At 47.2% G+C, this 24,160-nt stretch carries 21 protein-coding genes and 1 riboswitch; of the genes, 11 read left to right on the forward strand and 10 right to left on the reverse strand.

From position 1 onward, the window contains the following. The first annotated feature begins 423 nt into the window (after positions 1-423). From I2B62_RS12425 to I2B62_RS12445, 5 genes are all read left to right on the forward strand, one after another. Positions 424-1,872 carry a sigma 54-interacting transcriptional regulator gene (locus I2B62_RS12425; RefSeq protein WP_195269386.1) on the forward strand — a complete coding sequence of 483 codons (1,449 nt, stop codon included), beginning with the start codon at positions 424-426 and terminating at the stop codon, positions 1,870-1,872. A gap of 249 nt (positions 1,873-2,121) precedes the next feature. Beyond that, on the forward strand, positions 2,122-3,549 hold the full coding sequence (locus tag I2B62_RS12430; RefSeq protein WP_195269387.1) for a trimethylamine methyltransferase family protein: 1,428 nt from the start codon (positions 2,122-2,124) through the stop codon (positions 3,547-3,549). Between the two features lie 17 nt (positions 3,550-3,566). Beyond that, on the forward strand, positions 3,567-4,856 hold the full coding sequence (locus I2B62_RS12435) for an MFS transporter (RefSeq protein WP_195269388.1): 1,290 nt from the start codon (positions 3,567-3,569) through the stop codon (positions 4,854-4,856). Continuing rightward, the gene (locus I2B62_RS12440; RefSeq protein ID WP_195269389.1) at positions 4,853-6,295 is read left to right on the forward strand and encodes a trimethylamine methyltransferase family protein; all 1,443 of its coding nucleotides are present in this window, start codon (positions 4,853-4,855) and stop codon (positions 6,293-6,295) included. The genes I2B62_RS12435 and I2B62_RS12440 overlap by 4 nt, the downstream gene beginning before the upstream one ends. 93 nt (positions 6,296-6,388) lie before the next feature. Next, the gene (locus I2B62_RS12445; protein WP_195269390.1) at positions 6,389-7,921 is read left to right on the forward strand and encodes a BCCT family transporter; all 1,533 of its coding nucleotides are present in this window, start codon (positions 6,389-6,391) and stop codon (positions 7,919-7,921) included. A 78-nt stretch (positions 7,922-7,999) separates the two neighbouring features. Here the strand turns inward: I2B62_RS12445 and I2B62_RS12450 are convergent, their stop codons facing one another. From I2B62_RS12450 to I2B62_RS12465, 4 genes are all read right to left on the reverse strand, one after another. Beyond that, a complete protein-coding gene (locus I2B62_RS12450; protein ID WP_195269391.1) occupies positions 8,000-8,698 on the reverse strand; it encodes a GntR family transcriptional regulator in 699 nt (232 codons plus the stop codon). A gap of 12 nt (positions 8,699-8,710) precedes the next feature. After that, complete coding sequence (locus tag I2B62_RS12455; RefSeq protein WP_195269392.1) at positions 8,711-9,415, reverse strand: GntR family transcriptional regulator; 705 nt, start codon at positions 9,413-9,415, stop codon at positions 8,711-8,713. Then, a complete protein-coding gene (locus tag I2B62_RS12460; RefSeq protein WP_195269393.1) occupies positions 9,412-10,077 on the reverse strand; it encodes a cobalamin-dependent protein in 666 nt (221 codons plus the stop codon). Before I2B62_RS12460 ends, I2B62_RS12455 begins: the two co-directional genes overlap by 4 nt. A gap of 127 nt (positions 10,078-10,204) precedes the next feature. Then, positions 10,205-11,134, reverse strand: a complete 930-nt coding sequence (locus I2B62_RS12465) for a DMT family transporter (RefSeq protein WP_195269394.1) — start codon at positions 11,132-11,134, stop codon at positions 10,205-10,207. A 283-nt stretch (positions 11,135-11,417) separates the two neighbouring features. Here I2B62_RS12465 and I2B62_RS12470 point away from each other — a divergent pair, with 283 nt between their 5' ends. The 3 genes from I2B62_RS12470 to I2B62_RS12480 all read left to right on the forward strand — a co-directional run bounded on the left by I2B62_RS12470 (position 11,418) and on the right by I2B62_RS12480 (position 14,929). Further along, entirely contained in the window at positions 11,418-12,827 is a 1,410-nt protein-coding gene (locus I2B62_RS12470) for a trimethylamine methyltransferase family protein (protein WP_195269395.1), read from the forward strand. Positions 12,828-12,897: 70 nt separating this feature from the next. Next, positions 12,898-13,926 (forward strand): DMT family transporter, encoded by a 1,029-nt coding sequence (locus tag I2B62_RS12475; RefSeq protein WP_195269396.1) that lies wholly within the window; start codon positions 12,898-12,900, stop codon positions 13,924-13,926. Between the two features lie 22 nt (positions 13,927-13,948). After that, positions 13,949-14,929 carry an EamA family transporter gene (locus tag I2B62_RS12480; RefSeq protein WP_195269397.1) on the forward strand — a complete coding sequence of 327 codons (981 nt, stop codon included), beginning with the start codon at positions 13,949-13,951 and terminating at the stop codon, positions 14,927-14,929. A 57-nt stretch (positions 14,930-14,986) separates the two neighbouring features. Here I2B62_RS12480 and I2B62_RS12485 read toward each other — a convergent pair whose 3' ends face one another. After that, a complete protein-coding gene (locus I2B62_RS12485) occupies positions 14,987-15,652 on the reverse strand; it encodes an HI0074 family nucleotidyltransferase substrate-binding subunit (RefSeq protein WP_195269398.1) in 666 nt (221 codons plus the stop codon). Between the two features lie 155 nt (positions 15,653-15,807). On the opposite strand from I2B62_RS12485, the gene I2B62_RS12490 reads away from it, so the two are divergent. The 3 genes from I2B62_RS12490 to I2B62_RS12500 are packed head-to-tail and all read left to right on the forward strand — an operon-like array spanning position 15,808 to position 19,113. After that, on the forward strand, positions 15,808-16,542 hold the full coding sequence (locus I2B62_RS12490) for a polyphosphate polymerase domain-containing protein (protein ID WP_195269399.1): 735 nt from the start codon (positions 15,808-15,810) through the stop codon (positions 16,540-16,542). Further along, a complete protein-coding gene (locus tag I2B62_RS12495; RefSeq protein ID WP_195269400.1) occupies positions 16,524-17,201 on the forward strand; it encodes a DUF4956 domain-containing protein in 678 nt (225 codons plus the stop codon). The genes I2B62_RS12490 and I2B62_RS12495 overlap by 19 nt, the downstream gene beginning before the upstream one ends. Positions 17,202-17,211: 10 nt before the next feature. Next, positions 17,212-19,113, forward strand: a complete 1,902-nt coding sequence (locus tag I2B62_RS12500; RefSeq protein ID WP_195269401.1) for a carbohydrate-binding domain-containing protein — start codon at positions 17,212-17,214, stop codon at positions 19,111-19,113. A gap of 36 nt (positions 19,114-19,149) precedes the next feature. On the opposite strand, the gene I2B62_RS12505 is transcribed toward I2B62_RS12500, so the two are convergent. The 5 genes from I2B62_RS12505 to I2B62_RS12525 form a co-directional block, all read right to left on the reverse strand. Next, positions 19,150-21,273: an EAL domain-containing protein gene (locus I2B62_RS12505; RefSeq protein ID WP_195269402.1), complete on the reverse strand. Its 2,124-nt coding sequence runs from the start codon at positions 21,271-21,273 to the stop codon at positions 19,150-19,152. A 23-nt stretch (positions 21,274-21,296) separates the two neighbouring features. After that, positions 21,297-21,382, reverse strand: a riboswitch (cyclic di-GMP riboswitch). A gap of 97 nt (positions 21,383-21,479) precedes the next feature. Next, positions 21,480-22,124, reverse strand: a complete 645-nt coding sequence (locus tag I2B62_RS12510) for a redox-sensing transcriptional repressor Rex (protein ID WP_195269403.1) — start codon at positions 22,122-22,124, stop codon at positions 21,480-21,482. A gap of 159 nt (positions 22,125-22,283) precedes the next feature. Continuing rightward, positions 22,284-22,634, reverse strand: a complete 351-nt coding sequence (locus I2B62_RS12515) for a P-II family nitrogen regulator (protein ID WP_243259511.1) — start codon at positions 22,632-22,634, stop codon at positions 22,284-22,286. A 67-nt stretch (positions 22,635-22,701) separates the two neighbouring features. Continuing rightward, on the reverse strand, positions 22,702-23,466 hold the full coding sequence (locus I2B62_RS12520; protein WP_195269405.1) for a DUF1538 domain-containing protein: 765 nt from the start codon (positions 23,464-23,466) through the stop codon (positions 22,702-22,704). Next, on the reverse strand, positions 23,463-24,155 hold the full coding sequence (locus I2B62_RS12525; protein WP_243259514.1) for a DUF1538 domain-containing protein: 693 nt from the start codon (positions 24,153-24,155) through the stop codon (positions 23,463-23,465). Before I2B62_RS12525 ends, I2B62_RS12520 begins: the two co-directional genes overlap by 4 nt. Positions 24,156-24,160 lie beyond the last annotated feature (5 nt).

A 24,160-nucleotide genomic window follows, 5' to 3' on the forward strand; every position in this document is an offset into this window, starting at 1 on the left:
ATATGGTATTTTTTTTATTTAGCATGTAAAAAAGTGCGTGCAATCACTCGCCAAAGATGATATAATATCTTCAATTCATAATTCTAATAGTGTTTTTATCAGAATCAGAAGTATCTGGCACTCGTGAAATGGTACGATTTCACGAGTTTTTTCTTTTTCCAACAGAATCGTTAATCAATAAAATGCCTGATTCTGCAACAACTCTGTGGAGTGCTTATCAGCTAAAAAGATGGCTGGCTTTCCGGTATACGCCTGCATTGATGAATTTATTCTGTATTCCATTACCCCTTTTATAATAGTTCCTTTCATATACTCTATCCCTATACTTTTGTTGTATTGCCCACGCTCTTTTACCTTGATATAATATAACAAAAGCCGCATTCGGCACGCTGCACGACGCTTCCCAAAAACGGAGGAACTCCAATGTATAAAAATGATACTCTGCTCTATCGTGAATTAGAAGAAGTCACCACTATTGGCATTCAGATCGTTAACATCCATAACAAGGTGATCTGCTATTCAAAAGGATGTGAGCTGATTGAGGGGTATAAAAGAAAAGATGTCCTGGGAGAGGACCTGAATTCTCTGTATAATCAGAGGCAGGAACTGAAAAACAACTCAAGCCGTTCGGTTATTGTGGATACTTTTTCTAAAAAAAAGCCTTTGAAAGATATTTTTGTTTCTTACACCACCAAAAACAGTGATAAGATTATCAATGTTCTTTGTGACACTTACCTGCTTTATGATGATAATGACCGTATTAAGTCTGTTATTTGTGTCTATAGAGATATCTCGGATTACCTTAACCTGATTAGTTTAGTGAATCGTCTCAACGCCGAATTAAATTCAAAAAATGCCAGCTTAAATAATGATACACAATATACGTTCGATCATCTCATTGGCGCCAGTCCTAATTTCATTGATGTTATTGAGCAGGCAAAGCGCATCGCGGACTGTGATGAATCGGTATTGATCATCGGGGAAACCGGAACAGGAAAAGAGCTTTTTGCTCAGAGCATTCATAATGCCAGCAAACGGAGCAGCAACCATTTTGTCGCTCTTAACTGCAGCGCTCTGCCTGAAAATCTTATGGAAAGCACGTTATTTGGTACCTGCAAAGGCGCTTTTACAGGCGCGCTTAATCAGAAGGGGCTGTTAGAGGAAGCCGATGGCAGTACTTTATTTCTCGATGAGATCAACTCCATGGATATCGGTCTCCAGGCAAAGCTCCTTCGCGTGCTTGAAACGAAACGTTACCGCAAAGTGGGCAGTAACCGTGAACAAAGCTGCAATATCCGGTTTATCTGCGCGATGAATCAAGCGCCTCAGAAAGCCATCTCCGAAAAGACGATCCGCCTTGACCTTTATTTTCGCATTGCTGCTTTTTCATTGTCCATCCCTCCTCTCAGAGAGCGTAAAGGCGATATTCTTTATTTATCGAACTATTTTATAAAAACACTTGTGCCGCCATCTGGTAAAAAAATATCTGGTTTATCTCAAAAGACTAAAAAATTATTTGAAAATTATGCCTGGCAGGGCAATGTGCGGGAGCTTAAACACGTTATCATGCAAAGTATCTATTCTGCTAAAGAAAATGAAAGTCTTATTGAACCCAGGCATCTTCAGAATCACTCTTTTGAAAATATTCTGTCACACCCTGTGAAAGGTGACTTTCTCATTTCTGCTGCTTCTTCATCGGAAAGTGATTTAGCCAAAAATATTAACGCGTATGAGAAAAAGCTAATCCAACACGCTCTTGTAAAAAATGACTATAACATCTCAAAAACGGCTGAATACTTAAATATAACGCGACAATCACTTCACGGAAAAATAAAAAAGCATTCTATCATTACGAAAAAGACTAAAATTTAAAGTATTTTATATATTTTACAAAAATACTGTAAAATTTTCTGACTATTCCCTAAATCACCTGTTTTATCCCTCTATATCCTATGTAAAAAAAGCTGACACTGTCGATTTTTTTTACAATAATTGAAAGAATTATTGGCAAAATCCTGTTTTTTTGCGAATAATTCTTTTTTTTACGGCTTATTTTTGGCATTTATCTTGCTTTAGATTTAGTTATCCATTGCGCATTGAGTAAACACTAAGGAGGTTTGTATGCATTCTTATGAAAAATTCATTTCACTGAATGATATCGAAAAAATTCATCATGAATCTTTGCATATCTTGCAGGAAATCGGTATAAGATTTGAACATCCCCAAATCATTGAAATCTTTAAAAAGCACGGGATGCAAATTGATGGAAATACGGTTTTCTTTGATGAAAAAACACTGGCGAAATATTTGGCGCTTATTCCCAAATGTTTTACAATCCGTTCGTCAAAGGGCGATTCCGTCTATGGCAAGGGCATCTGCCACAAAATGCCTGCTGCTGGAAATATCTATATTCAGGATAACGGCACTGTTAGGAAAATGACAAATACGGATGTCATTAATCAGTTTAAGCTCTCTGACACCAGTGACTTGACGGATACGAACTACATGAACATTTTTTTAGAGAATAAAGACTTTACAAAAGAACAAAGAATTTATGCTGAATTGGCAATGCATCTAAAGTATTCGAACAAGGCAGGCCCCTATGTGCTGCCAAACACTTTTCAAATAGACAACATTCATGATTCATATGTCAAAGGCTTGCGTCTTATAAAAAATTTTGAGGCCATCCAAAACGATTATGTCTGTATCATTTCAATTAACACGCTTTCTCCTTTATGTTATGACCATGATCCGCTTGAAAAGATGTTAATTGCCGGTGAGGAAAACCAGCCCATCTGGATTTCACCCTGTGCCATGCCGCTTCTTACAGCTCCTCCCTCAGTGATGAGCATGATGGCTATGACGAATGCTGAAACACTTGCCGGGCTTGTTTTATCACAAATGATCAAGCCAGGCTTACCCTGTGTATACGGAAATACTTCAGGCTCGACCAACTTAAAAACCATACAGCTGAGCATTGGCTCTCCTGAAAGTGTTTTAGTCACTTACGTCACTAAAGCGTTAGCTGACTTTTATGGTCTTCCGTGCCGGGCCGGGGGCGCCTTAAGCGACTCAAAAGATTTTGATTTTCAGGCTGGCGGTGAATCCATGATGATGATTTACGCTTCATTAGATGCAAACCCCGACCTGTTATTTCATGCCTGCGGGATCATCGGAAGCTTTAATATCGTAAGCTTCGAGAAGTTTCTTGCCGATGAGGAAATGTATCATATGTGCAGCCGAATCCTAAATGGCGTAGACTGCAGCCCTGAAAAGGAATGCTTTGACCTCATTTCAAAAACCGGGCCGCGCGGAATCTTTTTAAAGGGTCGTACCCCGAAGATTTATCGTGATGAATTTTTTATGCCTAAGCTTTTTAACAAGGATGACCCCAACCAGTGGCAGCAGCACGGTTCTGTGTCTCTGAGGGATTCTATTCAAAAGAAAGTGGAACAACGGATTCTGTCTTACCAGCCTCCTGAAATCACGCAAGAACAGAGTTCACTTTTAAAACCTTATCTGCCGCAAAAATATATCGAAAAAATCTAAGAAAAAGGAGAAACAAAATGGCTGCTTCTATGTCAAAAGGAAAAAGAAATTTTTTGGTCTTTCTGATCAGTATTATGTGTCAGTTGATTTATATTGTGCCTTATATTCGGTTCTATTTTTATGACCAATACGTCACAGCCTATGAATTAACCAATCTTCAATTAGGGAATCTTGGGTCGATTTACGGACTTGTAGCTTTGTTCAGCTACTTTATCGGTGGCTTTTTTGCTGACCGCTTCAGCATTCGGAGTCTGATGGCTCTATCCTTTACGGTCTGCGCCGGACTTGCCTTTTGGGAGGCAATGTATCCATCCTACTCCTCATTGATTATTATTTACTCTCTGTTTGCTTTCTTTAATTCTGCCACAATGTGGCCGGCCTATATTAAGTTCCTGCGCGGTCTTGGCAGCGATGACGAGCAAAGCCGGCTCTATGGAACAAGCGAAGCTTTAAGAGGCGTTCTTGGCTGTGCCGCGGGACTTGGCTTATTGGCGCTTGTCGTTCAGTTTTCGGAAATCAAGGTTGGCGTTCAGACAATCATCATCACACTTGGCGTTTCATATATTGTTTTTGCTGTTTTGAGTCTTATTTTTCTTCCTAAATCAGATTCTGCCGAAAGAAAAGGGGCTCCTGCAGCGAAAAAAGATAAACAATCTACCTGGAATAACTTCATTGCGACGATCAAGCTTCCTGAAACATGGATACTGTCAATCTTTATGTTTGCCTGTTACTGCACATTTATGGCCGGTGTTAATTATTTAGGGACTTACACAACGCAAATCCTGGGAATTTCTGCTGAAATCTCAAGCGGCCTGGGAATTATCCGAAACTATGGCATTTTGGTCATTGCGGGTCTGTTAGGCGGCGTTCTGGCGGATAAAGCGAAGTCGAGGCTGATTTTTATTGTCTATCTTTTAATTGCTGTTATCATTCTTGCTGTCGTGATGCCGCTGTCAAGTGGCATGGTTACACTTTGTCTGATCATCAGCATGATTTTACCCTTATTCTATTATGGTATTAAAGCGGTATATTTTTCTGTTTTGGGTGATGCCGGCATACCGATGGCACTGACGGGAATGGCCTCTGGTCTTATTTCGTTCATCGCGCTGTCACCTGATGCTTTTATGACCACCATCATGGGGTCCTGGCTTGACAAAGACCCTGTAACAGGCTTTAACATGATCTTTGGATGGATGGTTGTCTGGGCAATTATCGCGATCGTTTTTGCTGTTATTCTTTATAAACGCGGAAAAAACAGAGCATTAAAATCTGAAACCACATTACAAAATCAAGGAGAAGTTTTATGAGCACAAAAAAATATAGTCACTATGTGTCACAGGAGATCATTAATAAAATTCACGAAAATTCTTTGGTTCTTCTGGAGGAAGTTGGCGTTTTGTTTGAAAATGAACGCGCACTTGCTCTATTTCGCCAAAACGGCTTTAGAATTGAAGGTGAAAAAGTTTTCTTTGATCGAAACACCGTTGAAACCATTTTGAAGCAGCTGCCGGAAAGCTTTGAATTAACCTCAAGCAAGGGTAACCTCACCATCGGAAACGCCAGCCGCATCACAATGCCCAGTGGCGGTCCGGTTTACATTTCGGATCAGGGCAGGGTGCGGAAAACCACGAATGAAGATATCATCAATATCTTTAAAATCTGCTGTACCAGCAAGGAACTAAAATATAACAGACTGGAATATCTGCCGGATACCACCGGATTCGATAAAAAGCAGCTTATCCACTACCATACCGCTATGAGCCTAAAGTACAGCACCCTTACATCCTTTATGCTGGTAAATACCTTTAATCTTGACAAACATGAAATCTATCAGCACACTTTAGATGATATTGAAATCATCAGACGCTATGAAGGCGTAACGGACAAGCAAAAACATGTTAATACTTTCTGCGTTAACTCCCTTTCTCCGCTGTGCTACGATCATGACCCATTGGAACGTGTTTTTGCCTACGCAGAATCCAACCAGCCACTGTGGTTCTCCCCTTGCGCAATGCCCGTGTTAACAGCGCCTTACAGCGTAATCTCCACGATGATTCTCGCGAACGCTGAAATTCTTGCCGGTATTGTTCTTGCCCAGCTGATACAGCCTGGACTGCCCTGTATTTATGGCAATACCTCCACGGGCACAAACCTGAAAACGCTGCTCCTGACCTTTGGCGCTCCTGAAACCATGTTGATGATCTATGCTTCAAACGCTATGGCTGATTTTTATAAAATCCCCTGCCGTACTGGCGGTGGCCAGTCTGATGCCAAGGATGTCGATTATCAGGCAGGACTTGAGTCCATGTTTATGATACAGTCAACAATGGAGGCCGGTACCGACTTGATTTTTCACGCTACCGGCATGATGGGCAGCATGAACCTGTTCAGCTATGAAAAATTTATTCTGGATGAAGAAGCCGTTGCTTTTGCGAGAAGAATGGTCGATGGTATCGACGGCTCAGATGAAAAGCTCTGTATGGACACTTTACGAAAAGCCGGCCCCAGAGGCTCTTTCTTAACAGGAAAAACGCCTAAAATGTATCGGCAGGAATTTTATATGACAAAATATCTTAATAAAGAGGATGTCAACACCTGGCAAAACGAGGGTTCAATTTCCATTCTGGAAACGGCCCAGAAAGAAGTGCAGCGCAGGATCTCATCTTATGCCGCTCCGGAAATTACCAAAGAGCAAAATAAACTCCTTATGCCTTACCTGCCTCCTCAGTACCAGGATACTATTTGATTAAATAACGAAGCGGCCTCCCGCAAATTAAGCTGAAGCTTTTTATTGCGGGAGGTAACCTTCTATCAAGGTTTTTATTTAAGCGAGGCGAACATGAAAAAGAAAAAAGTAAATTCTATTGTTTTTGTGCCGGCAATTATTCTATTCTGCTGTTGTATCTTTTTAGCTTTTTATAACAACAATATTTTTTCCATGTTAACCAGCAGCCTTTACTCATGGATACTCGATCAATTTGGCTGGCTATTCATTCTGACAACAATGGCCGTGTTTGTAGCCTGCATCGCTCTCTACTTTTCTCCGCTTGGTCACATCAGAATCGGCGGTAAAAAAGCAAAACCGACCCTCTCAACCTGGAACTGGTTCTCCATTACGCTCTGCACAACGGTTGGCTCGGGGATCGTTTTTTGGGGCGCTGCCGAACCTGTTCAGCATATGCTGTATCCTCCCGTATCTTCTGGTATTGAAGCGCTGTCTCCCGACGCCGCTGTTTTCGCAATGTCGACGGTGTTCCGCCACTGGACACTACTGCCTTACGGCCTTTACACACTCATGACGGTTGTTTTTGCCTTTGTCTATTATAATATGAAAAAGCCCTTTTCTCTGGGCTCGGTTATTTCACCAATCACTTCGGAAAAGCATGAAAAATCAATAGGCAATATCATTGATTTTATCTGCGTATTCTCTTTGGTCTTTGGTTTATCCGCGTCGCTATACACTGCCGTTTTAAGCATCAATGGCGGTTTAAATAAAATTTGGGGTGTTGATTCAGATCTTCTTACCTGGGGAATTATTATTGCCATCATCAGCTGTATAACACTTACAAGCGCCGTTTCGGGTATTAACAAAGGCATTAAATACCTTTCTAATATTAATGTCTATATTTTCTTTATTATTCTGGCTGTTATTTTGATTTTTGGCGGAACCACTTTTATCTTTGGTTTTGCGGTTGAAAGTCTCGGCGATTTTATCGTTACGTTTTTTAAAAACTCTCTGTTTACCGGTACTGCCGCAAACGACCCTTGGGCAAAAAGCTGGACAATGTACTACTTTGCCAACTGGATGGCCTGGACGCCCATTACCGCTGTTTTTTTAGGCCGCATATGCTATGGACGAAAAATAAAGGAAATCATCCTGATGAATCTTCTTGTCACTTCCTTATTTGGTATTCTCTGGTTCACCATTATTTCCGGAGCTACTGTCAACAGTTTGATGAACAATCCTTCTTCCGGCTTAATCGATGCATTTAACACTGGTTATGAAAATGTAATTTACCAGCTATTTAACAATTTACATCTTGATACCTTCCTGGTCCCTCTTTATCTGGTCGCGGTGCTCATTTCACTTGTCACAGCATCGGATTCTACGACACTGGCAATTTCCAGCCTTTGCAGCAGCGGCATTTCCCCGGACTCACTAGAACCGCCGAAGTTTTTGATTGTAATTTGGGTAGCTGTTGTAGGAATTGTAACATGGATTATGATGTCCATAAGCGAAGGGATTACTGGTATAAAAATGCTCTCAAACATTGGTGGTTTACCTGCAATGTTTTTAATTATCCTAGTAATTGTGTGTGCTGTTAAAATCGCCATCTCTCCCCAAAAATACAACGATATCGACCATGAGTAATAACACAAAAAAGCGGTATACGCCGAAACAGCGTATACCGCTTTTTTCTACTTTTTTACATTAGAAATACACCTTTCCTCACACCCCATTCCGGCTCGTTGCCACCACCTGTATGCTGTCGGCAATGGTGTAGGTCTGGCCCACGGCCACCAGCTGGTCGTATTTGTCGTAGTACTTTTGCTTGAAGTAAAACACTGGCGTGCTCTCCGAGATACTCAGGGCGTTGATAATGTCCTGCGTTGGGCGGATCATGCGTATCTCGAGGGTTTTGTTGATTTCCTTTTCCAGAAAATAGTCGATCCGGCGCAGGTTGTCGTAATAAAACATTTTCTTGGTGTCGCCGCTGAAATGGTGCAGGAGGTACTTAATATCATAGGACACCGGCGCGTCCAGATAGGAGTTGAAGGTGCGCCGGATTTTAATGGTCTGGATATGCTCGCTGTTCTGGCTGTCAAATTCCTCCAGACCATTAAAGTCAAAAATCTGGGAGATGCTCAGGATTTTGGTGTCCAGAATGGTCTCCTTGATGTTGGTGATCTCATTAAAAAACATGTGAAACAGGTCGTTTTCGCTCTCCTTCACATAGCAGCCGGAGCGCTCCCGGGTTTCGATATAGCCCTCATTGGACAGGATGGACAGGCTGTTGCGCACCGTGATGCTGCTCACATTGTAGATTTTGGTCATTTCCTTGATGGAGGGAAGCTTGTCCCCGGCCACCAGTTCATTATTGATGATCTTGTTCTTAATGTCCTCGACAATGTTTTCATACTCTTTCACAGGTACCGCCTCCTATTCTGTCCTGGCAAAAAAACGCGTTTTATCCGGCAGGATATAAAGCTTGCCCCAGCCAAAGGGCAGGCCGCTCTGGTCATAGACGTTTAGCTCGACAAGCATCAGAATACTGCCTGCGGGTATGCGAAGTTTTTCGGCCACATCGGCATCCGCATTGACGCCCTTGATCCTCAAGTCCTGATACATTTCGTACACGGAAATTTTGTTCTTGACAAGGTCTGAGAAGTCCTTGTATTTCAGGCTTTTTTCTGAGATATTGATCCCGGCAAAGTAGGGCAGATACTTTTCATCGTAGGCGATGGGCAGGCCATCCTCATAGATCAGCCATTTTAAGGCCACGACTCTTTCGTTGGGCGCGATGTTCAGATTATAAACCATGTAAACATCCGGTGTTACCAGGCTTGAGGAGATCAGCTTGGCTTCGTCATAGCCATTGTTAAAAATGGTTTTACAGCTGTAACGCATGGAAAACTTGTTTTTCTTAACGTTTTTGATATAATTCCCCTTCCCCTGGATGGAGTAAAGGTGCCCCTCTGAAAGAAGAACGGAGATGGCCTTTCGGACGGTGATCCGGCTGGCACCATACTCGGCGCAGAGGGCCGTCTCCGAGGGCAGCGGGTCGTTATCCTTATAAATATTGGTGGATATTTTATGTTTGATGCTCTCAATGATTTCCTCGTACTTAAATTTAGAATTACTCATTGCTTCTGATCCTGTCTTTTTTCATTAAACTGCTTTTTCAGCCGGATACACTCGGTTACACCTGCTTTGGCGGTCTTGGCAAAGGCGTCAGCCCCGGAGATGGCCGCGATGTCAATATTGACCATGGCGCCGCCGATAATGGTGGTAATATCCCTTGTTTCGGGATCATTCTTCAGCAGGTCTATGGCCCGCTGGATGGCTCCCACCGTGTTGGTCAGCACCGCGCTGATTCCGATAATGCTGGGGTGGCAGCGCTTTGCTTCCTCCACAAAGCGTTCGGCCGGCACGTCCACCCCCAGGTCGATGACGTTAAAGCCAACTGAAACCGCCAGGGAGTGGAAGATCGTCTTTCCGATATCGTGAATATCGCCTTCGATGGTGCCCAGCAGAATGGTGTCTGCAAAGACCTCTGCCTGCTGGCTTGCCGGAAACTGCATCCCCTCCATGTTCAGAATATCCTCAAAAATAACGCCGGCCATCATCAAATCCGAGATGCTGTATTCCCCGCGCTCGTAAAGCAGTCCCACCTTGTCCAGGCCGTCGTTGACGGCATTGACAATTTCCATAGGGGCAGCCCCGAGATCCAGCGCCCGTTCTACAATCCGGGTCACCATTTCATCTTCCAGCTCTACGACTTTTTCGGTCAATGCTGCTAAGTTCATTTGCTTGCCTCCTGTATCTCATATTATATGCTCAAATTTCTTCTTTATTTTACTGATTATATCATAATTTAAAATCTATTGACACGGTAAAGCCCTTTCGGCCACTCTGGCCCTGTCCTTTCCGGTTTTACCCTTCGCCCTTGCTCTCGATATACTGCATGTAGACAATCGCGCTGACGGATATGACCATCCCGATGATCTGAACAGTGGAAAGCCCCTGTCCATAGAGAAAGAACCCCGCGGCGGCCGCAACGGTTGGTTCCAGAACATAGGTCATGGAGGTGTAGGACGCGTCGATAAAGTTATAGGCCGCTGTGGTGGCGCCGTATGAAATGGCGACATTGATAAAGTACAGCAGCAGTACCAGCCACAGCGCAGCGCCGTGCTGGACGGTCATACTGCCAAGCTCCCTAAAAAGATCCAAAACCGAGTAATTAAAGGAGTAGACGATCATGGCGCCCAGACAGGTATAGGTCTGGACCACATAAAAGGGAATCTCTTTCTGTATATGAAAGTAGTCGATGGTATAGGCAAAGGCCAGACTGACGGTTACGGAAACGCCCCACAAAATGCCGATTGTCGTGATCGTGTTATCCCCTCCTGAGAAGATCTCAAGCACAAAGAGGATTCCGACCAGACTGAGCAGACAGCAGATAATTTTTTTAGCGGTAATTTTCTCTTTAAAGAACAAGCGCATCAGAAAGACCAGCACCACAGCGTTGGAAAAGTTAAACAGTGAGGTGATCGCCAGAGGCAGACTCTCGATTGCTTTTACATAGGTAAAATTGTAGGTGGCATACAGAATACCCCCGCTCACACAGATGGTTGTCAGATATAAAAGCTTATTTTTTAAAATCAGGCTTTTAGGATTCTTGATCAACGCTACCGAGAAAAAGCACATAAAAACGAAAAAGGGCGTTAAAATTGTTCGTCCGCTTTCGCTGAGGCCAATGAAATCAAAATAGTTGAAAAAGATTCCAAAGATGCCGGTTGTAACAGCGCCAGCGCAGCCCAAGAGAATCCCAATCATCGGTTTCCTGTTTTTAAAAAGCTCCATTTCTTCACCTTATCCGCACATCTTCTGTGCATAATATTATATGTTCAAAACATATTTTTGGTTGATTCCGCTTTTTTAAATTTTGTTTATTATAACATGATTTTACTCGCGATCACAACAAAAAGTTTTTTTTGGGTTTAAAGCCTCTATTTTAAAGGTTTTCTTAGCTTTTTATTTGTAAATAGAAAATATTTAAGATTTTTCTTGACAAAGCTTTAGGAACGTATTAGAATACAGGTACAGTGTATAACACAATATGCACAAAATTAGGAGGAAAGAAAAAATGAATTTTACTTACGAACCCCTTACACAAAAACAGATCGAAGACGTTCATCAGGCTACCCTGGATGTGCTGGAAAAATGCGGCGTCGAAATGTGTGACGAACGAGCCCATGAAATTTTCAAAAAACACGGCGCCACCGTTGACGGCAACATTATCAAAATTCCGCCGAAGGTGGTTGAAGACTGTATGAAGCTTGCTCCGAGATCCTTCATACTGGACGCGGCCAATCCGGACCGCTCGGTCAACATCGGCGCGACAGACCGTCCGCTCATCGCCCCCAACGCCACATCCCCCTTTATCATTGACGATGAGTTCAAACGCCGCAAAGTCAATTTTGACGACATGCGCAATTTCTTCAAGCTGTCCCAGAGCAGCAGCTGTGTGGACATCGGCGGTCAGCTCATTGTGTTCCCGACCGACAACTGTACTTACAAGGAAGGCGTTATCACTGCGATCTACGAGTATTTCCTGCACATGGACAAGCCCATGAACCTCTGCTCGGTTGACCGCAATACCATCGACATGACCATGGAAATGATGCACCTGCTCACTGAAAAGGATGGCGGCTATCCTCTCTTTGCTTCTCTGTCTCCGATTTCACCGCTCCGTTTTGACGAGGATCTGCTGGACGGCCTCTTTTACGCAGCTGAAAAGAATCAGGTCATGGAGGTTACGCCCTGTTCCGCAGCCGGCCTGACCGGACCAATCACAGGGATCGACAACGTGGTGCTGACCAACGCGGAAAACGTGGCGATGTTTACGCTCATTCAGCTCATTAACCCGGGACTGCCAGTGGTTTATTCGACCTATACCTGTATCACGGACATGCGTACCTTACAGCTCTGTACCGGCGCTGCCGAAAGCATTAAAATGTGCGCCATGGCACGCCAGATGGCCGGATACTATGAAGTGCCCTTTGACATGCCCTCCGGCAGCACCGACGCCAAAAACTGCGACGTTCAGGCAGCGCTTGAAGCCACAGCCGCGATCATGAACGCTTTTGCCGCCAAGCTGGACATCGCCATGTTTATGCTGGGCAGCCTGGACAGCTTTAACAGCGCCAACTACCGCAAGTTTATCCTGGACGAAGAAATCATCAAGCACGTTCAGGCTTACATTAAGCCGGCCAAGGATATGGACATTAACAAAACGGTTGATCTGATCACTGAAGTCGGCCAGCACGGCACGTATGTCAAGCATAAAAACACACTGCGCAACTACCGCAAGGAACACAGCTTCCCGGATTTCGGTGTCCGCAGCACTTACGAGGAATATGTCATCGAGAACAAGGATATCACCCAGCGCATCGACGCTCAGCTGAAAAAACGGATGGACGCTTACGTTGCGCCTGAAATTCCGGAAGACAAAAAAGTTAAGATGAAAGAAATCTTTGACAAATATCTGCATTAAATTTTTTCGGGAGCTCTGGACTGGGCTCCCTTCCCTGCCTGTTTTATAGATTATATTTAAGGAGAGAAAAATGGACGCAACGAAAAAAAGGGGCGTAGGTTTTGGCATCTTTCTGGCCTGCAGCTCTGCTGTGGCTACCGGTACCTTCGGCATTTTCCTGCATTACCTGTCGGTATTCGGCCTCAGTGATGATACCGTCACCCTTATCGGCCCTGTCTTTATGTTTATTGCTTTTTTACTCATCGCGCTTGTCAAGGACCGCAGGCTGCTCCTTGCCCCGAAGAAGCTGTATTATTTTACAATGATTGCGGTCAGCGGTTTTGTGCTGTATCCGCTTTATAATTTTACCTATGTGCGCGTATTCGCCAACCTGCCAATGGCCATCGCTTCCTTATTCCACTTCTCGAACGCCATTGTTCTGGTATTTCTGATGCGGATTCTGTTCAAGCAGAAGATTACCAAGGAAAAGTTGATCTGCTGTATCCTGGCCATTGCCGGTATTATGCTGGTACTTCAGATTATCACCTTTGGCGCGGTGGCTCCGGAGGACAGTGTTCCGATCACTGCCATGGGCATTTTCTGGGGTGTTGCAGTGGCCTGCGCTCTGGCGCTTGTCTACTCCATCGACTATTTTCACATCAGCCACGATGTGCCGGTAATCACCACTCAGATCTATGCCTGCCTGTGCAGCTCCATCATTCTGCTGATTACCTCAAATCCGGCAGCAGTCGGCCAGAATATTATGGAATCAATCTCCGCCAACGGCCCCATCGTCATCGTGGTGTCCCTGATTTACTGCGCGGTGCTCATGTGGTCCTATTATTCCATCACAGCCTGCTACAACTACATCGACGCCTCCTACGGCGCGCTGACCTTTGTGCTGGAGCCCAGTGTCGCGGCTGTTTTAGGCTTTATCATCCTGCATGAAACCCTGACCCCGCTTCAGATGCTGGGGATCGCCATTGCGGTCTGTGCCATTGTATTTATGCAGTACTCTGAAGGCAAACGGGAAAAAGCTGAGCTGGCCGCCCAGGCCCAGTCGGCCGGCAGCACCGACCAGGATTCCAAAGGCGCCAATCCTGAAGTTGACGTCGAATAGCCCAATGCCTGAAGGAGTGTGAATGACCATGCCACTGCTCAAACATAAGGGAACCGCTTACGGTATTCTGTTAGCCGGTTCTTCTGCTGTAGCGACCGGAACCTTCGGCCTGTTTTTAAACTACTTTGACAGCCTTGGCATTTCCGAAAACGCCATGTCGACCTTTACGCCGTTAGCTGTCCTGGTTTTTTACCTCATCTATACCCTGGTCACCCAGCCAAAGGTTCTCAGGCTGCCCAGAAAGCGCTTCTATTTTACCCTCATCGTGTGCAGCGGAATGATCGCCTCGCCGCTTTATATCTATACGTCGATCCGTTCCTTTAACGCGCTGCCCATCGCCGTGGCCTCACTGCTTGACTTTTCCAACGCGATTGTTCTGGTTTTTCTGATGCGCCTTTTCTTTAAATCAAAGATCACAAAAGAAAAGCTTATTTCCTGCGCCATTGCTGTTTTCGGTATGGTGCTGGTGCTTAACCTCCTGGGAACACATGTCAGCGATCTCACGACCATCGGTATTTTCTGGGGGCTGGCCAACTGCTTTAGCTTAGCCGTTGCCTATCTTTTTGATTATTACCACATCACCAACGGCGTTTCCTATCTGGCTTACCTGGTTTATTCCAACGCCATGGGACTCCTTGTCTTCTCCTTTAAGGCAACGCCGCTTCAGGTATTCAGGGAATTTGTGGCCGCTGCCCCTTCCGGCGGCCTGACGATGTGGCTCATGCTCCTCGGCTATTTTGCCGTTCTGGTCATATCCTATGGAACCATCGCGGTTTCCTACAACTATATCGAAGCCTCCACGGCTTCTCTGGCCTTTGTGCTTGAGCCCACCACGGCCGCGCTCCTCGGCTTCTTTGCCCTGAGCCAGCATCTCGGTTCCCTCCAAATCGTCGGGATGATCATCGCCGTGGCCGCCATTGTCTATATGCAGTACACCGGCAGCAAGGCCGACGAAGCCGCCGTAAAAACGAATGAAAAGAAAAAAGTGGTTCAGAACGAGTGATAAATATGGGAATGAAAAAATAGCAGCCGTCCCCATCAGGGTACAGACTGCTATTTTTTATGCTATTTTTTGATAAAGTTTCTCAAAAACATCAGTATAGCTCATGGTGATCCGCTCACATATTTTAGCGGCTGCTTCATCACTATAGAGATGTGAGGTAGCATTGCGGTCATTGAGTATCTGTAACCAGAGTGCTTCGTCCTCTATGAGCCCATCGGCAAAGGCTTCCCGCATGGTTGCTTTAGGACTGTTAAATCCGCTATAGCCCTGGTCAAGGAGATACTCTCTTGTCGTTTTCCAGGCGAGCTCTGTTGTGAATTCAAAGCGCTGAATCACACCATCGCGCATGGTTTTATTGCCGCCGCTGGCTTCAAAATCTGCAATGGCTTCTTTTAAACGAGCGATCGCCAGACCGAAGTTCTCCTTTTTCGTCCCTAGTTTATCCATAATGACTTTTCCTTCTTTATAAATATTATCAAGCAGTGCCGGCTCTGTATCATTATCCACAAAAACAAGGTCAAACTTTTTTAGTGAAGCAAGATTTAAGATATCCTCTGTAAATTGTGTCTGCTCTCTGAGGTTTTCTCCTTTTGTAAAAATGGCGAGATCAATATCGCTGTTTTCTCTGGCGTCTCCCCGCGCAGTTGAACCAAACAGAATTATTTTAACGATCTCCGAATACTTGCTGCCAACCACTGCAATGGCATCCATAAGCTGCTGCATTCTCTCACTCCTTTGTGTCTATTATACCCTACAGGCCCTGTTTTTGCAAAAAACGCAATTTATTTTTTCTTCACCTAAAATTCTTAAAAACATCATAAATTCATCACATTTGTAATGTAAAATTTTTGTAAAGTTTGAAATGAAAGGAAAAACACATGAACACATTATCACAAAACAACAGCGTTTTTCAGCGGATTGAGAAAAAATACCGTCTGTCCGGTGAAAAGTACTGGACGCTGATTCAGGCTTTGAAGCCTTACATACAGATGGATGAATACGGACGCCACACCATCTGCAATATTTATTATGATACCGAGCACTTTGACCTGATCCGGCATTCCATCGAAAAGCCGCCCTATAAGGAAAAGCTGCGGCTGCGCAGCTACGGCGTTCCGGGGCCGCAGGATACGGTTTATATCGAAATTAAGAAAAAGTGGCGGCGTACGGTTTACAAGCGCCGCACCGCCATGACCCTCACCCAGGCCCAGGCCTACCTTAACCACGGAATACGTCCGGAAATGGACAGCCAGATTCTCCGGGAGATCGACTATTTTCTGAATTTTTACCGGCCTGTCCCCAGGCTCTTTCTGGCCTACGACCGCATCGCCTGCTACGGCATTCAGGACGATGACATCCGGATTACCTTTGACGCAAACATCCGAAGCCGCGAGAATGACCTGAAGCTTGCCAGCGGCGACGCCGGCACAGCGCTTCTTGAAAGCCAGGAGGTACTCATGGAAATTAAAATTCCCAACGCCATGCCGCTGTGGCTGACGCGCATCCTCTCTGAGCTTCAGATATACCCAACTTCTTTTTCAAAATACGGAAACATCTACAAGCACAGCCTCGTGCAGGAAAGGAGAACAAGACTTTGTTCACAACAATCATAGATACCGCCACCACCGGCCAGATGACCATCAGCACTGCGCTGATCTGCACCTTTGTCTCTCTGGCGCTGGGATTTGTCATCGCCATCGTTTATATGGCACACGGCACCTATTCCAAAAACTTTGTCATCACACTGGCGCTGCTGCCCGCCATGGTGCAGATCGTTATCATGCTGGTCAACGGCAATCTGGGCACCAGTGTCGCGGTTCTCGGGGCTTTCAGTCTTATCCGTTTCCGGTCTGTACCGGGCAGCTCCCGGGAGATCAGCAGCATCTTCTTCTCCATGGCGGTCGGTCTGGCCACCGGCACGGGCTATGTGGTCTTCGCGGCTGTTATCACCGTGATTATCAGCCTGGTAATGCTGGTTCTCTGCCGTTCTCCCTTTGGCGAGCGCAAGCCGCTGGATAAGGAGCTGCGCATCACCATTCCCGAAAATTTGGATTACTCTGAAATTTTTGACGATATCTTTGAAGTCTATACCAAGAAAGTCTCGCTGGAACAGGTCAAAACCACAAACCTCGGCAGCATGTACGAGCTTTCATATCACATTGTGCTGAAACGGGCCGGGGACGAAAAGGCCTTTATTGACGCTATCCGCTGCCGCAACGGCAATCTGACCGTGGTCTGCGGACGGCCCCAGACCATTTCGGAGGCCCTTTAGGAGATAAACCATGAAAAAGACAAGCTTTTTACTTTTAGCCTTTATACCACTTTTTATAGCACTGCTATTGTTTACTGCTGGCTGTTCCGCGGCCAAAACCGACAGCGCATCAGCCACCGGCAGCACCCCCAGCACCGGCTATGACGCCGAGGATTACGACACCGACTACAGCGATGAAAACCCACAGTCCGTCACCCTGAACGGTAGCACCATCGACTTTTCCGGTGACGGCGCGACCGTAAACGGCAGCACCCTGACCATCACAGGTGCCGGCGCCTATGTGCTCTCAGGCACCCTGAACGATGGCAGTATTATCGTGGACGCTGATAAAAATGCCACGGTCCGCCTGGTACTTAAGGACGCGAACATCACCTCAGGCACCGGTGCGGCCATCTACAGTAAACAGGCCGGAAAAACCCTGATCACCCTGGAGTCTGGTACTCAAAACAGCCTGAGTGACGGCGCGGCGCGGGACGCGGCGGACACCGAAGCACCCACCGCTGCCCTCTACGTCCAGGATGACCTGACCATCAACGGTGACGGTGCGCTGTCTGTCACTGGCAATTATAACGACGCCATCACCTCAAAGGACGACCTTAAAATCATGTCGGGCAGTATCACCATTCCTTCCTCTGTGGATGACGGCATTGTGGGGCGTGACGCCACCAAAATCGCCGGCGGCACCCTGAATATCAGCGCCACCGGCGACGGAATCAAGGCAACCAACGACCAGGACGCCGCAAAAGGCACCATCCAGATTGATGGCGGCACCATCGACATCACAGCCGGCGCCGATGCTGTCCAGGCTGAAACCACCCTGACGGTAAATGGCGGTTCCTTCAAGCTGAACACCGGCGGCGGCAGTGCCAACAGCAGTGACAAGGCCGGAACCGCCGGCAACACCTGGGGGAACTGGCAGCAGGCGCCGCAGACCGCGGCCGACGACACCAGCGACGCAACCCAGAGCGCCAAGGCGCTGAAGGCCGGCAGTGCCATCACCATCAGCGGCGGCACCTTCGACATCGACTCCTCTGACGACTCGATCCACTCAAACGGCACCATCGACATCAAGGACGGAACCTTTAACCTGAGCTCTGGCGATGACGGTATCCATGCCGACACCGCGCTGACCATCGACGGCGGCACCTTTGACATTGCCAAATGCTACGAGGGGCTTGAAAGCATGAGCATTACCTTAAACGGCGGCAAGGGCAGTATTGTGGCCAGCGATGACGGCATCAACGCGGCGGGCGGTGACGGCTCCTCCCAGAACGGCCGGCCGGGCCAGAACCCGATGGAAACCGCCAGCGTGGATGACGGCTCCATTGTGCTGAACATTAACGGCGGCGACTGGGCCATCAACGCCGGAGGCGACGGCCTGGATTCCAACGCCTCCATCAACCAGACCGGCGGCACCGTCACCATCGACGGCCCGACCGACAGCGGCAACGGCGCTCTGGACTATGACGGCACCTATAACCTGACTGGCGGTACCCTGATCGCAGCCGGCAGCTCCGGCATGCTCCAGACACCGTCCACCAGCTCCAGCCAGAACAGCATTTCGCTGACCTTCACTTCGTCACAGGCAGCTGGCACAGCCATCAGCCTGAAAAATGACAGCGGTCAGGAAATCGCAAGCTACACCCCCTCAAAGGCGTTCCAGAACATCATCATCAGCACGCCGGATATCCAGACGGGTACGACCTATACCCTGACCAAAGGCGGGGCTGACCTCACCACTGTAACGTCCTCCTCTTCCGTCACAAGCATTGGCGAGGACGGCAGTACTTATAGCGGCGGCATGGACGGCGGTCCCGGCAATATGGGCGGCCCTGGCGGCACCCAGCCCGGCGGCAGCGCTCCGCAGGATATGCAGGGTGGACAGCCGCCGCAGGGTGGTCCCGGCAATTAAGCATCAAAAAGAGCTGCATCGCAATGCAGCTCTTTTTTAGATGGTTTTATTCATAAATCGTTTTTCAAATTCCTCTACCGGCATCGGCCTGGAATAATAAAAGCCCTGGGCCGCGAGACAGCCGCATTCATTCAGGAATCCCGCCTGGTCGCCAGTTTCCACGCCCTCCGCGATAACCTGAAGCTGCAGGTCATTAATCATGCCGATGGTATGCTCAATGATGGTCTTGCCCTTCTCGGTTGCCACGCTTTCGTTAAAGAACTCGCGGTCCAGCTTGATGGTGTTGACCGGCACATTTTTGAGCATATTGAGCGAGGAATAGCCTGAACCAAAATCGTCCATTGAGAAGGAGATGCCCTCCTCACTGAGCCGCTCCATGCCGTGGTACAGATCCACCGTGTTCTCCACAAAGCTGCTCTCTGTCAGCTCAACCTCCAGCAGCTCCTTGGGAATATCGTAGCGTCTTATGATGTGCAGCAGCTTTTTATAAAAATTCGGGTTATACACCTGCACTCTGGACACATTGACTGATACCGGAACCGCTTCCATTCCCCTGTCCAGCCAGGATTTTATCATTCGGCAGGTTTCCTCCCAAACGTATTCGTCCAGCTTGATAATAAAGCCATTGCGCTCAAAAAGCGGGATAAAACGGTAAGGTGTCAGGAATCCCCTTTCGGGATGATCCCAGCGTACCAGCGCTTCCGCACCGATCACTTCGCCTGTCTGCACATTGTGCTTGGGCTGGAGATACACCTTAAACTGGCCCTTCTTCAGCGCGTCATCCATCTCGTTTTCAATCCGCTGCTCCTCAAGCTGCTTGGCCCTCAGCTTTTTATCATAAAAGGCCCACTGTTTGATCAGACTCCCCTTTATGGTCTTCTGGGCCAGATTTGCCCAGTCACAGAGAATACTGATCTGGACGCTCCGGTCCCTCACAATGCAGATACCGCAGGAGGGCATCACCTGATAGGTTTCTGAATACCGGTTGATTTCTTCGAGTATCTTCTGGATACGCGCAAGCAGAGGCCTGCCGGAGCCGTAGGACACACAGAGGCAGAACACGTCGCTGTTCATGCGCCCAAAGGCGTCCAGCGGGCCCATATGAGACGAAATAACCGTTGCCATAAAACGGAGCAGCCGGTTGCCCTCCTCACGCCCGTACAGATCGTTAATAAACTTAAACCGGTTAACATCCAGGCGCACCACGGCATACTTCTGCTCTGGGTGCTCCTGGATCAGCTTTTCTGCCTGAGTGTAGAAGGTGTTGATGTTATAGATACCGGTCAGCATATCAAATTCTGCCCGGTACTTCAGCGTCTCGTGGGCGCGTTTGGACTCGTCGATGTTGTTCAGAGTGCCGATCACCCGGTTAAGTCCGCCGCCTTCGTTGTACAGCACATTAAATACGATCTTGCACCAGACATAGCGGCCCTTTTTATTGCAAAGGCGGATTTCCAGCTCTACCTGCCCATTGCTGATGGCGTCCATGCTCATTTTCTGCTTTAATGTCTTAATGTCCTCGGGATGGACGACTCCGTCGTTCAGCCAGATTATTTTGATATCCCGGCCATCATAGCGGCCCATAAAATTTTGCGAAAACTCCGGTGCGTAATAGCGCTTACCGGTCTCAATGTTCCACTCAAACACCAGGGTGTTTGTCTGACCCACGACCAGACGGTAGCGCTCGTCGTCCACCTGCTTTTTCTGGAGCGTTTCGTTTTCCTTCTCCACGGCCTCCAGCTGCTTTTTATATTCAATGTCCATGATAAAGCAGAGCAGGATCTCATCCTGCTCGCCCTCAATTTCTGCCGGAAAAACCGTCAGCGAAGCCCAGTGATAAACGCCGTCCACCCACAGCTTTCTAAACTCTCCGATGACACTGGTTTTTCCGGAATCCAAAACCGCGTGTATTTTGTCAATATCAAAAAAATCCAAAAAACGTCTCGAATCCTCCGGATGGATCATGTGAGCAGCCACATCGGCAATGCCGTCTGATAAAGCCCCGTCTTTTGCCGGGATGACGTATTTACCCTCGACATGATAGATGAGCCGATAACGATTTTTGGTCACATTCAGTTCATAGAGCTCGTCGTAAATATTGCGCAAAGCTACACTATAAACATTATTTTCAATGGTTTCATTTGTCTTTTTCCCTGCCATTTCACAGCTCCTATTATGGGTTTAACTGCAGCTGGCTGCCCTACAGTATATCTGTTTAGGCCCTGTAGCTTTGCGTCTCTGTTTTTCAGCAGATTTGCCCTAGTATTAGTTTCGTTTATATTTCATTCTATTATATAATAATTATTTTTGAAACACAACTCCTATTTTTTACAAAAAAAGCAGGCGTAAGCCTGCTGTATTTCGCTTTATTCGCTGTCATCCTCTTCGTTAATCAGATAGGTTAATGTAAACAGGCTGTCGGTGATGTTCACACTCTCAACCACCACATCATCCGGCACTGTCAGGTCCAGAGGCACGAAGTTCAAAATAGCCTTGATTCCGAGCTCTACAACATGGTCTGTGGTTTCCTGCCCAACCTGCTGCGGTACACTCAGGATACAGATGTCAATCTTGTGATGCGCCACAAAGGCGTCGAGATCGTCCATGTGGTATACGGTCACATTGCCCACCTTTTTACCGATCTGATCCGGATCCACGTCAAACATGGCCTTGAAATGAATGCCCTCTTCCTTAAAGCGCTCGTAATTGACAATGGCATGGCCCAGGTTCCCAGAACCGATGATAATGCAGTTATACTGGAGGTCCAACCCCAGAATCTTGCGGATAGCTTCCTTCAGCTCTTTTACCTTATAGCCGTACCCCTGCTGACCGTACGCGCCGAAGGAATTCAAATCCTGACGGATCTGCGAGGCGGTCAGCCCCATCATAGCCGCCAGCTCCTTAGACGAGATTTTTTCAATATGTTGATCCTGTAAATCGGTTAAATACTGGTAATACTTGGGCAGACGCTTAACAACTGTCATCGATACCCTTTTTGAAAAAGTTTGCATTCTGCACTCCCCTCCTGCGTCGTACTTATCCTTTTTATTATATCAAGTTGTTAAAAAAACGTCAATTTTTATGACCGAATTAATTAAAAATTTGTCAAAGTTTTTTGATTCCTTCAGAAATCCCGCAAACAAATGCCTTTGCAGTGTCTTGAAAAGCAATTAATCGGTGATGTCGGACATCAGATTAAGATGCGGACTGCCGATCACCTTGGCCACATCCAGCACAAAGGCGATGCCCATACCCGGCTTGTCGATTTCAATTTTTTTCTGAATCGAGCAGAGCACCGCCTTTCGGATCGCCGCGTCCACCAGAATCAGGACAATCTCCTTTTCCGGCTCAATGGTAATGCCAAAAAACCGCGCGTTTTCATGGATACCGGACCCGCGCCCGTACATGACGGTCGCGCCGTCGGCCCCGCCCTGCTTGGCGGCGTCGATGACCTCGCCGGACATATCCTTTTCCACAATCACCACAATCAGCTCGGTCTTAATTTTATTTCTGTCTTCCATTTTTTCCTCCATCATTCGCTAAGTAATCTACATATTATATATGATTAAAATCTTATGTCAATACGGGTTAAGCATCACGGGCCTGCTTTTCACACTGCCTTTTTCTGTAGGCCTCCTTCTGCCTGTAAAAAAAGCCCAGCAGCAGGGTTGTCAGAATGGGTGCGAGGGCGATCAGCGCCACCACGCCAAAGCCGTCCAGCAGCGGATCGCGCCCCGGCGTCGCACCTGCCACAGCTACTGAAAGCGACAGGATAAAGGTCGAGCACATGGGCCCTGTGGCCACTCCGCCGTTGTCAAAGGCCATGGCCAGAAAATTCGGCTCTACAAAGCGGCCGAGAATAAAGGCCAGGATATAGCCAGGAATCAGAATCCACCACAGCGAAATGCCCACCAGCAGCCGGATCATGGCTGTCATAACCGCCAGCGCCACCCCCAGCGAGATGGCCAGCAGCATGACCCGCGCCTTGATGGCGCCGCTGGTCATTTCCTCAACCTGCTTGACCATGACCTGGACGGCCGGCTCGGCAAAGGCCACCAGAAAGCCGATGGCAAAGCCCAGCGGAATAAGGATCCAGCTGTACTCAAGCTCCGCGAGGGCCGCGCCTAAAAACTCACCTGCGGGCACAAAGGCGATATGTACTCCCTGGAGAAAAAGCACCAGTCCCAGGTAGGTTACCACAAAGCCGCCGATAATCCGCTTAATGACCGGCGGCCGCAGCCGCAGTCCAATGGCGTTCAAAAACAAAAAAATCAGGACGATGGGCAGAATGGCCAGGAAAACCTCCCATGCCACCTCTGTTATACCATCCAATAAATGACTGATCAGGTTCATCTGAAGATCACCCCCAAAATCATGACGGCCAGCACCGGCCCCAGAGAGGACAGGGCGACCATGCCAAAGCTGTCTGTTCCTTCCCTGCTGGTTCTTACACCGCTGGTGATCCCGCTGCCCAGACTCAGGATAAAGGGCACCGTAATGGGACCTGTGGTCACGCCGCCAGAATCAAAGGCGACAGGGGCCATCTCAGGGTTTGTAAAAAAGGACAGGGCAAAAACAGCAATATACCCAATGATCAGAATATGATACAGCTTCATCTGAAAAACAAAACGGAGCAGCGCGATGACCAGAAATACACCAACCCCGACACCGACCACAGCGATGAGCATCGTCCGGTTGATCGTCCCATCCGAAACCGCTGCTACCTGGCCGGCCAGCACCTGCACATCCGGCTCGGCGATGGTCACAAACATGCCCACAAAAAAGCCCGCGGCAACGAGTATTTTCAGGCTTCTTCTGGATACCAGATAATTTCCCACACGCTCGCCCACCTCCATCATGGAGATATCTGCGCCGAACAAAAAAAGTGCCATGCCGATCATCATCATGACAGCGCCGCCGATAAAGGATACAAGCATTTCTGGCGTAAAGGGCGCCCAGATACCGCTGATGATTAAAATCAGAACGGTCATCGGTAAAATTGATACAAGGACTTCTTTAAAGCTATTAAGCAGTTTTTTCATCAAAC

The sequence above is a fragment of the Eubacterium sp. 1001713B170207_170306_E7 genome, from assembly GCF_015547515.1.
Classification (GTDB): Bacteria; Bacillota; Clostridia; order Eubacteriales; family Eubacteriaceae; genus Eubacterium.

Excerpts from the sequence above, each read along its gene's own strand:
- I2B62_RS12445 (WP_195269390.1), top strand. The coding sequence starts at position 6,389 with ATGAAAAAGAAAAAAGTAAATTCTATTGTTTTTGTGCCGGCAATTATT.
- I2B62_RS12520 (WP_195269405.1), bottom strand. The coding sequence starts at position 23,466 with ATGAACCTGATCAGTCATTTATTGGATGGTATAACAGAGGTGGCATGG.
- I2B62_RS12475 (WP_195269396.1), top strand. The coding sequence starts at position 12,898 with ATGGACGCAACGAAAAAAAGGGGCGTAGGTTTTGGCATCTTTCTGGCC.
- I2B62_RS12430 (WP_195269387.1), top strand. The coding sequence starts at position 2,122 with ATGCATTCTTATGAAAAATTCATTTCACTGAATGATATCGAAAAAATT.
- I2B62_RS12440 (WP_195269389.1), top strand. The coding sequence starts at position 4,853 with ATGAGCACAAAAAAATATAGTCACTATGTGTCACAGGAGATCATTAAT.
- I2B62_RS12525 (WP_243259514.1), bottom strand. The coding sequence starts at position 24,155 with ATGAAAAAACTGCTTAATAGCTTTAAAGAAGTCCTTGTATCAATTTTA.
- I2B62_RS12425 (WP_195269386.1), top strand. The coding sequence starts at position 424 with ATGTATAAAAATGATACTCTGCTCTATCGTGAATTAGAAGAAGTCACC.
- I2B62_RS12505 (WP_195269402.1), bottom strand. The coding sequence starts at position 21,273 with ATGGCAGGGAAAAAGACAAATGAAACCATTGAAAATAATGTTTATAGT.
- I2B62_RS12470 (WP_195269395.1), top strand. The coding sequence starts at position 11,418 with ATGAATTTTACTTACGAACCCCTTACACAAAAACAGATCGAAGACGTT.
- I2B62_RS12515 (WP_243259511.1), bottom strand. The coding sequence starts at position 22,634 with ATGGAAGACAGAAATAAAATTAAGACCGAGCTGATTGTGGTGATTGTG.
- I2B62_RS12490 (WP_195269399.1), top strand. The coding sequence starts at position 15,808 with ATGAACACATTATCACAAAACAACAGCGTTTTTCAGCGGATTGAGAAA.
- I2B62_RS12485 (WP_195269398.1), bottom strand. The coding sequence starts at position 15,652 with ATGCAGCAGCTTATGGATGCCATTGCAGTGGTTGGCAGCAAGTATTCG.
- I2B62_RS12435 (WP_195269388.1), top strand. The coding sequence starts at position 3,567 with ATGGCTGCTTCTATGTCAAAAGGAAAAAGAAATTTTTTGGTCTTTCTG.
- I2B62_RS12455 (WP_195269392.1), bottom strand. The coding sequence starts at position 9,415 with ATGAGTAATTCTAAATTTAAGTACGAGGAAATCATTGAGAGCATCAAA.
- I2B62_RS12510 (WP_195269403.1), bottom strand. The coding sequence starts at position 22,124 with ATGCAAACTTTTTCAAAAAGGGTATCGATGACAGTTGTTAAGCGTCTG.
- I2B62_RS12460 (WP_195269393.1), bottom strand. The coding sequence starts at position 10,077 with ATGAACTTAGCAGCATTGACCGAAAAAGTCGTAGAGCTGGAAGATGAA.
- I2B62_RS12465 (WP_195269394.1), bottom strand. The coding sequence starts at position 11,134 with ATGGAGCTTTTTAAAAACAGGAAACCGATGATTGGGATTCTCTTGGGC.
- I2B62_RS12480 (WP_195269397.1), top strand. The coding sequence starts at position 13,949 with ATGACCATGCCACTGCTCAAACATAAGGGAACCGCTTACGGTATTCTG.
- I2B62_RS12500 (WP_195269401.1), top strand. The coding sequence starts at position 17,212 with ATGAAAAAGACAAGCTTTTTACTTTTAGCCTTTATACCACTTTTTATA.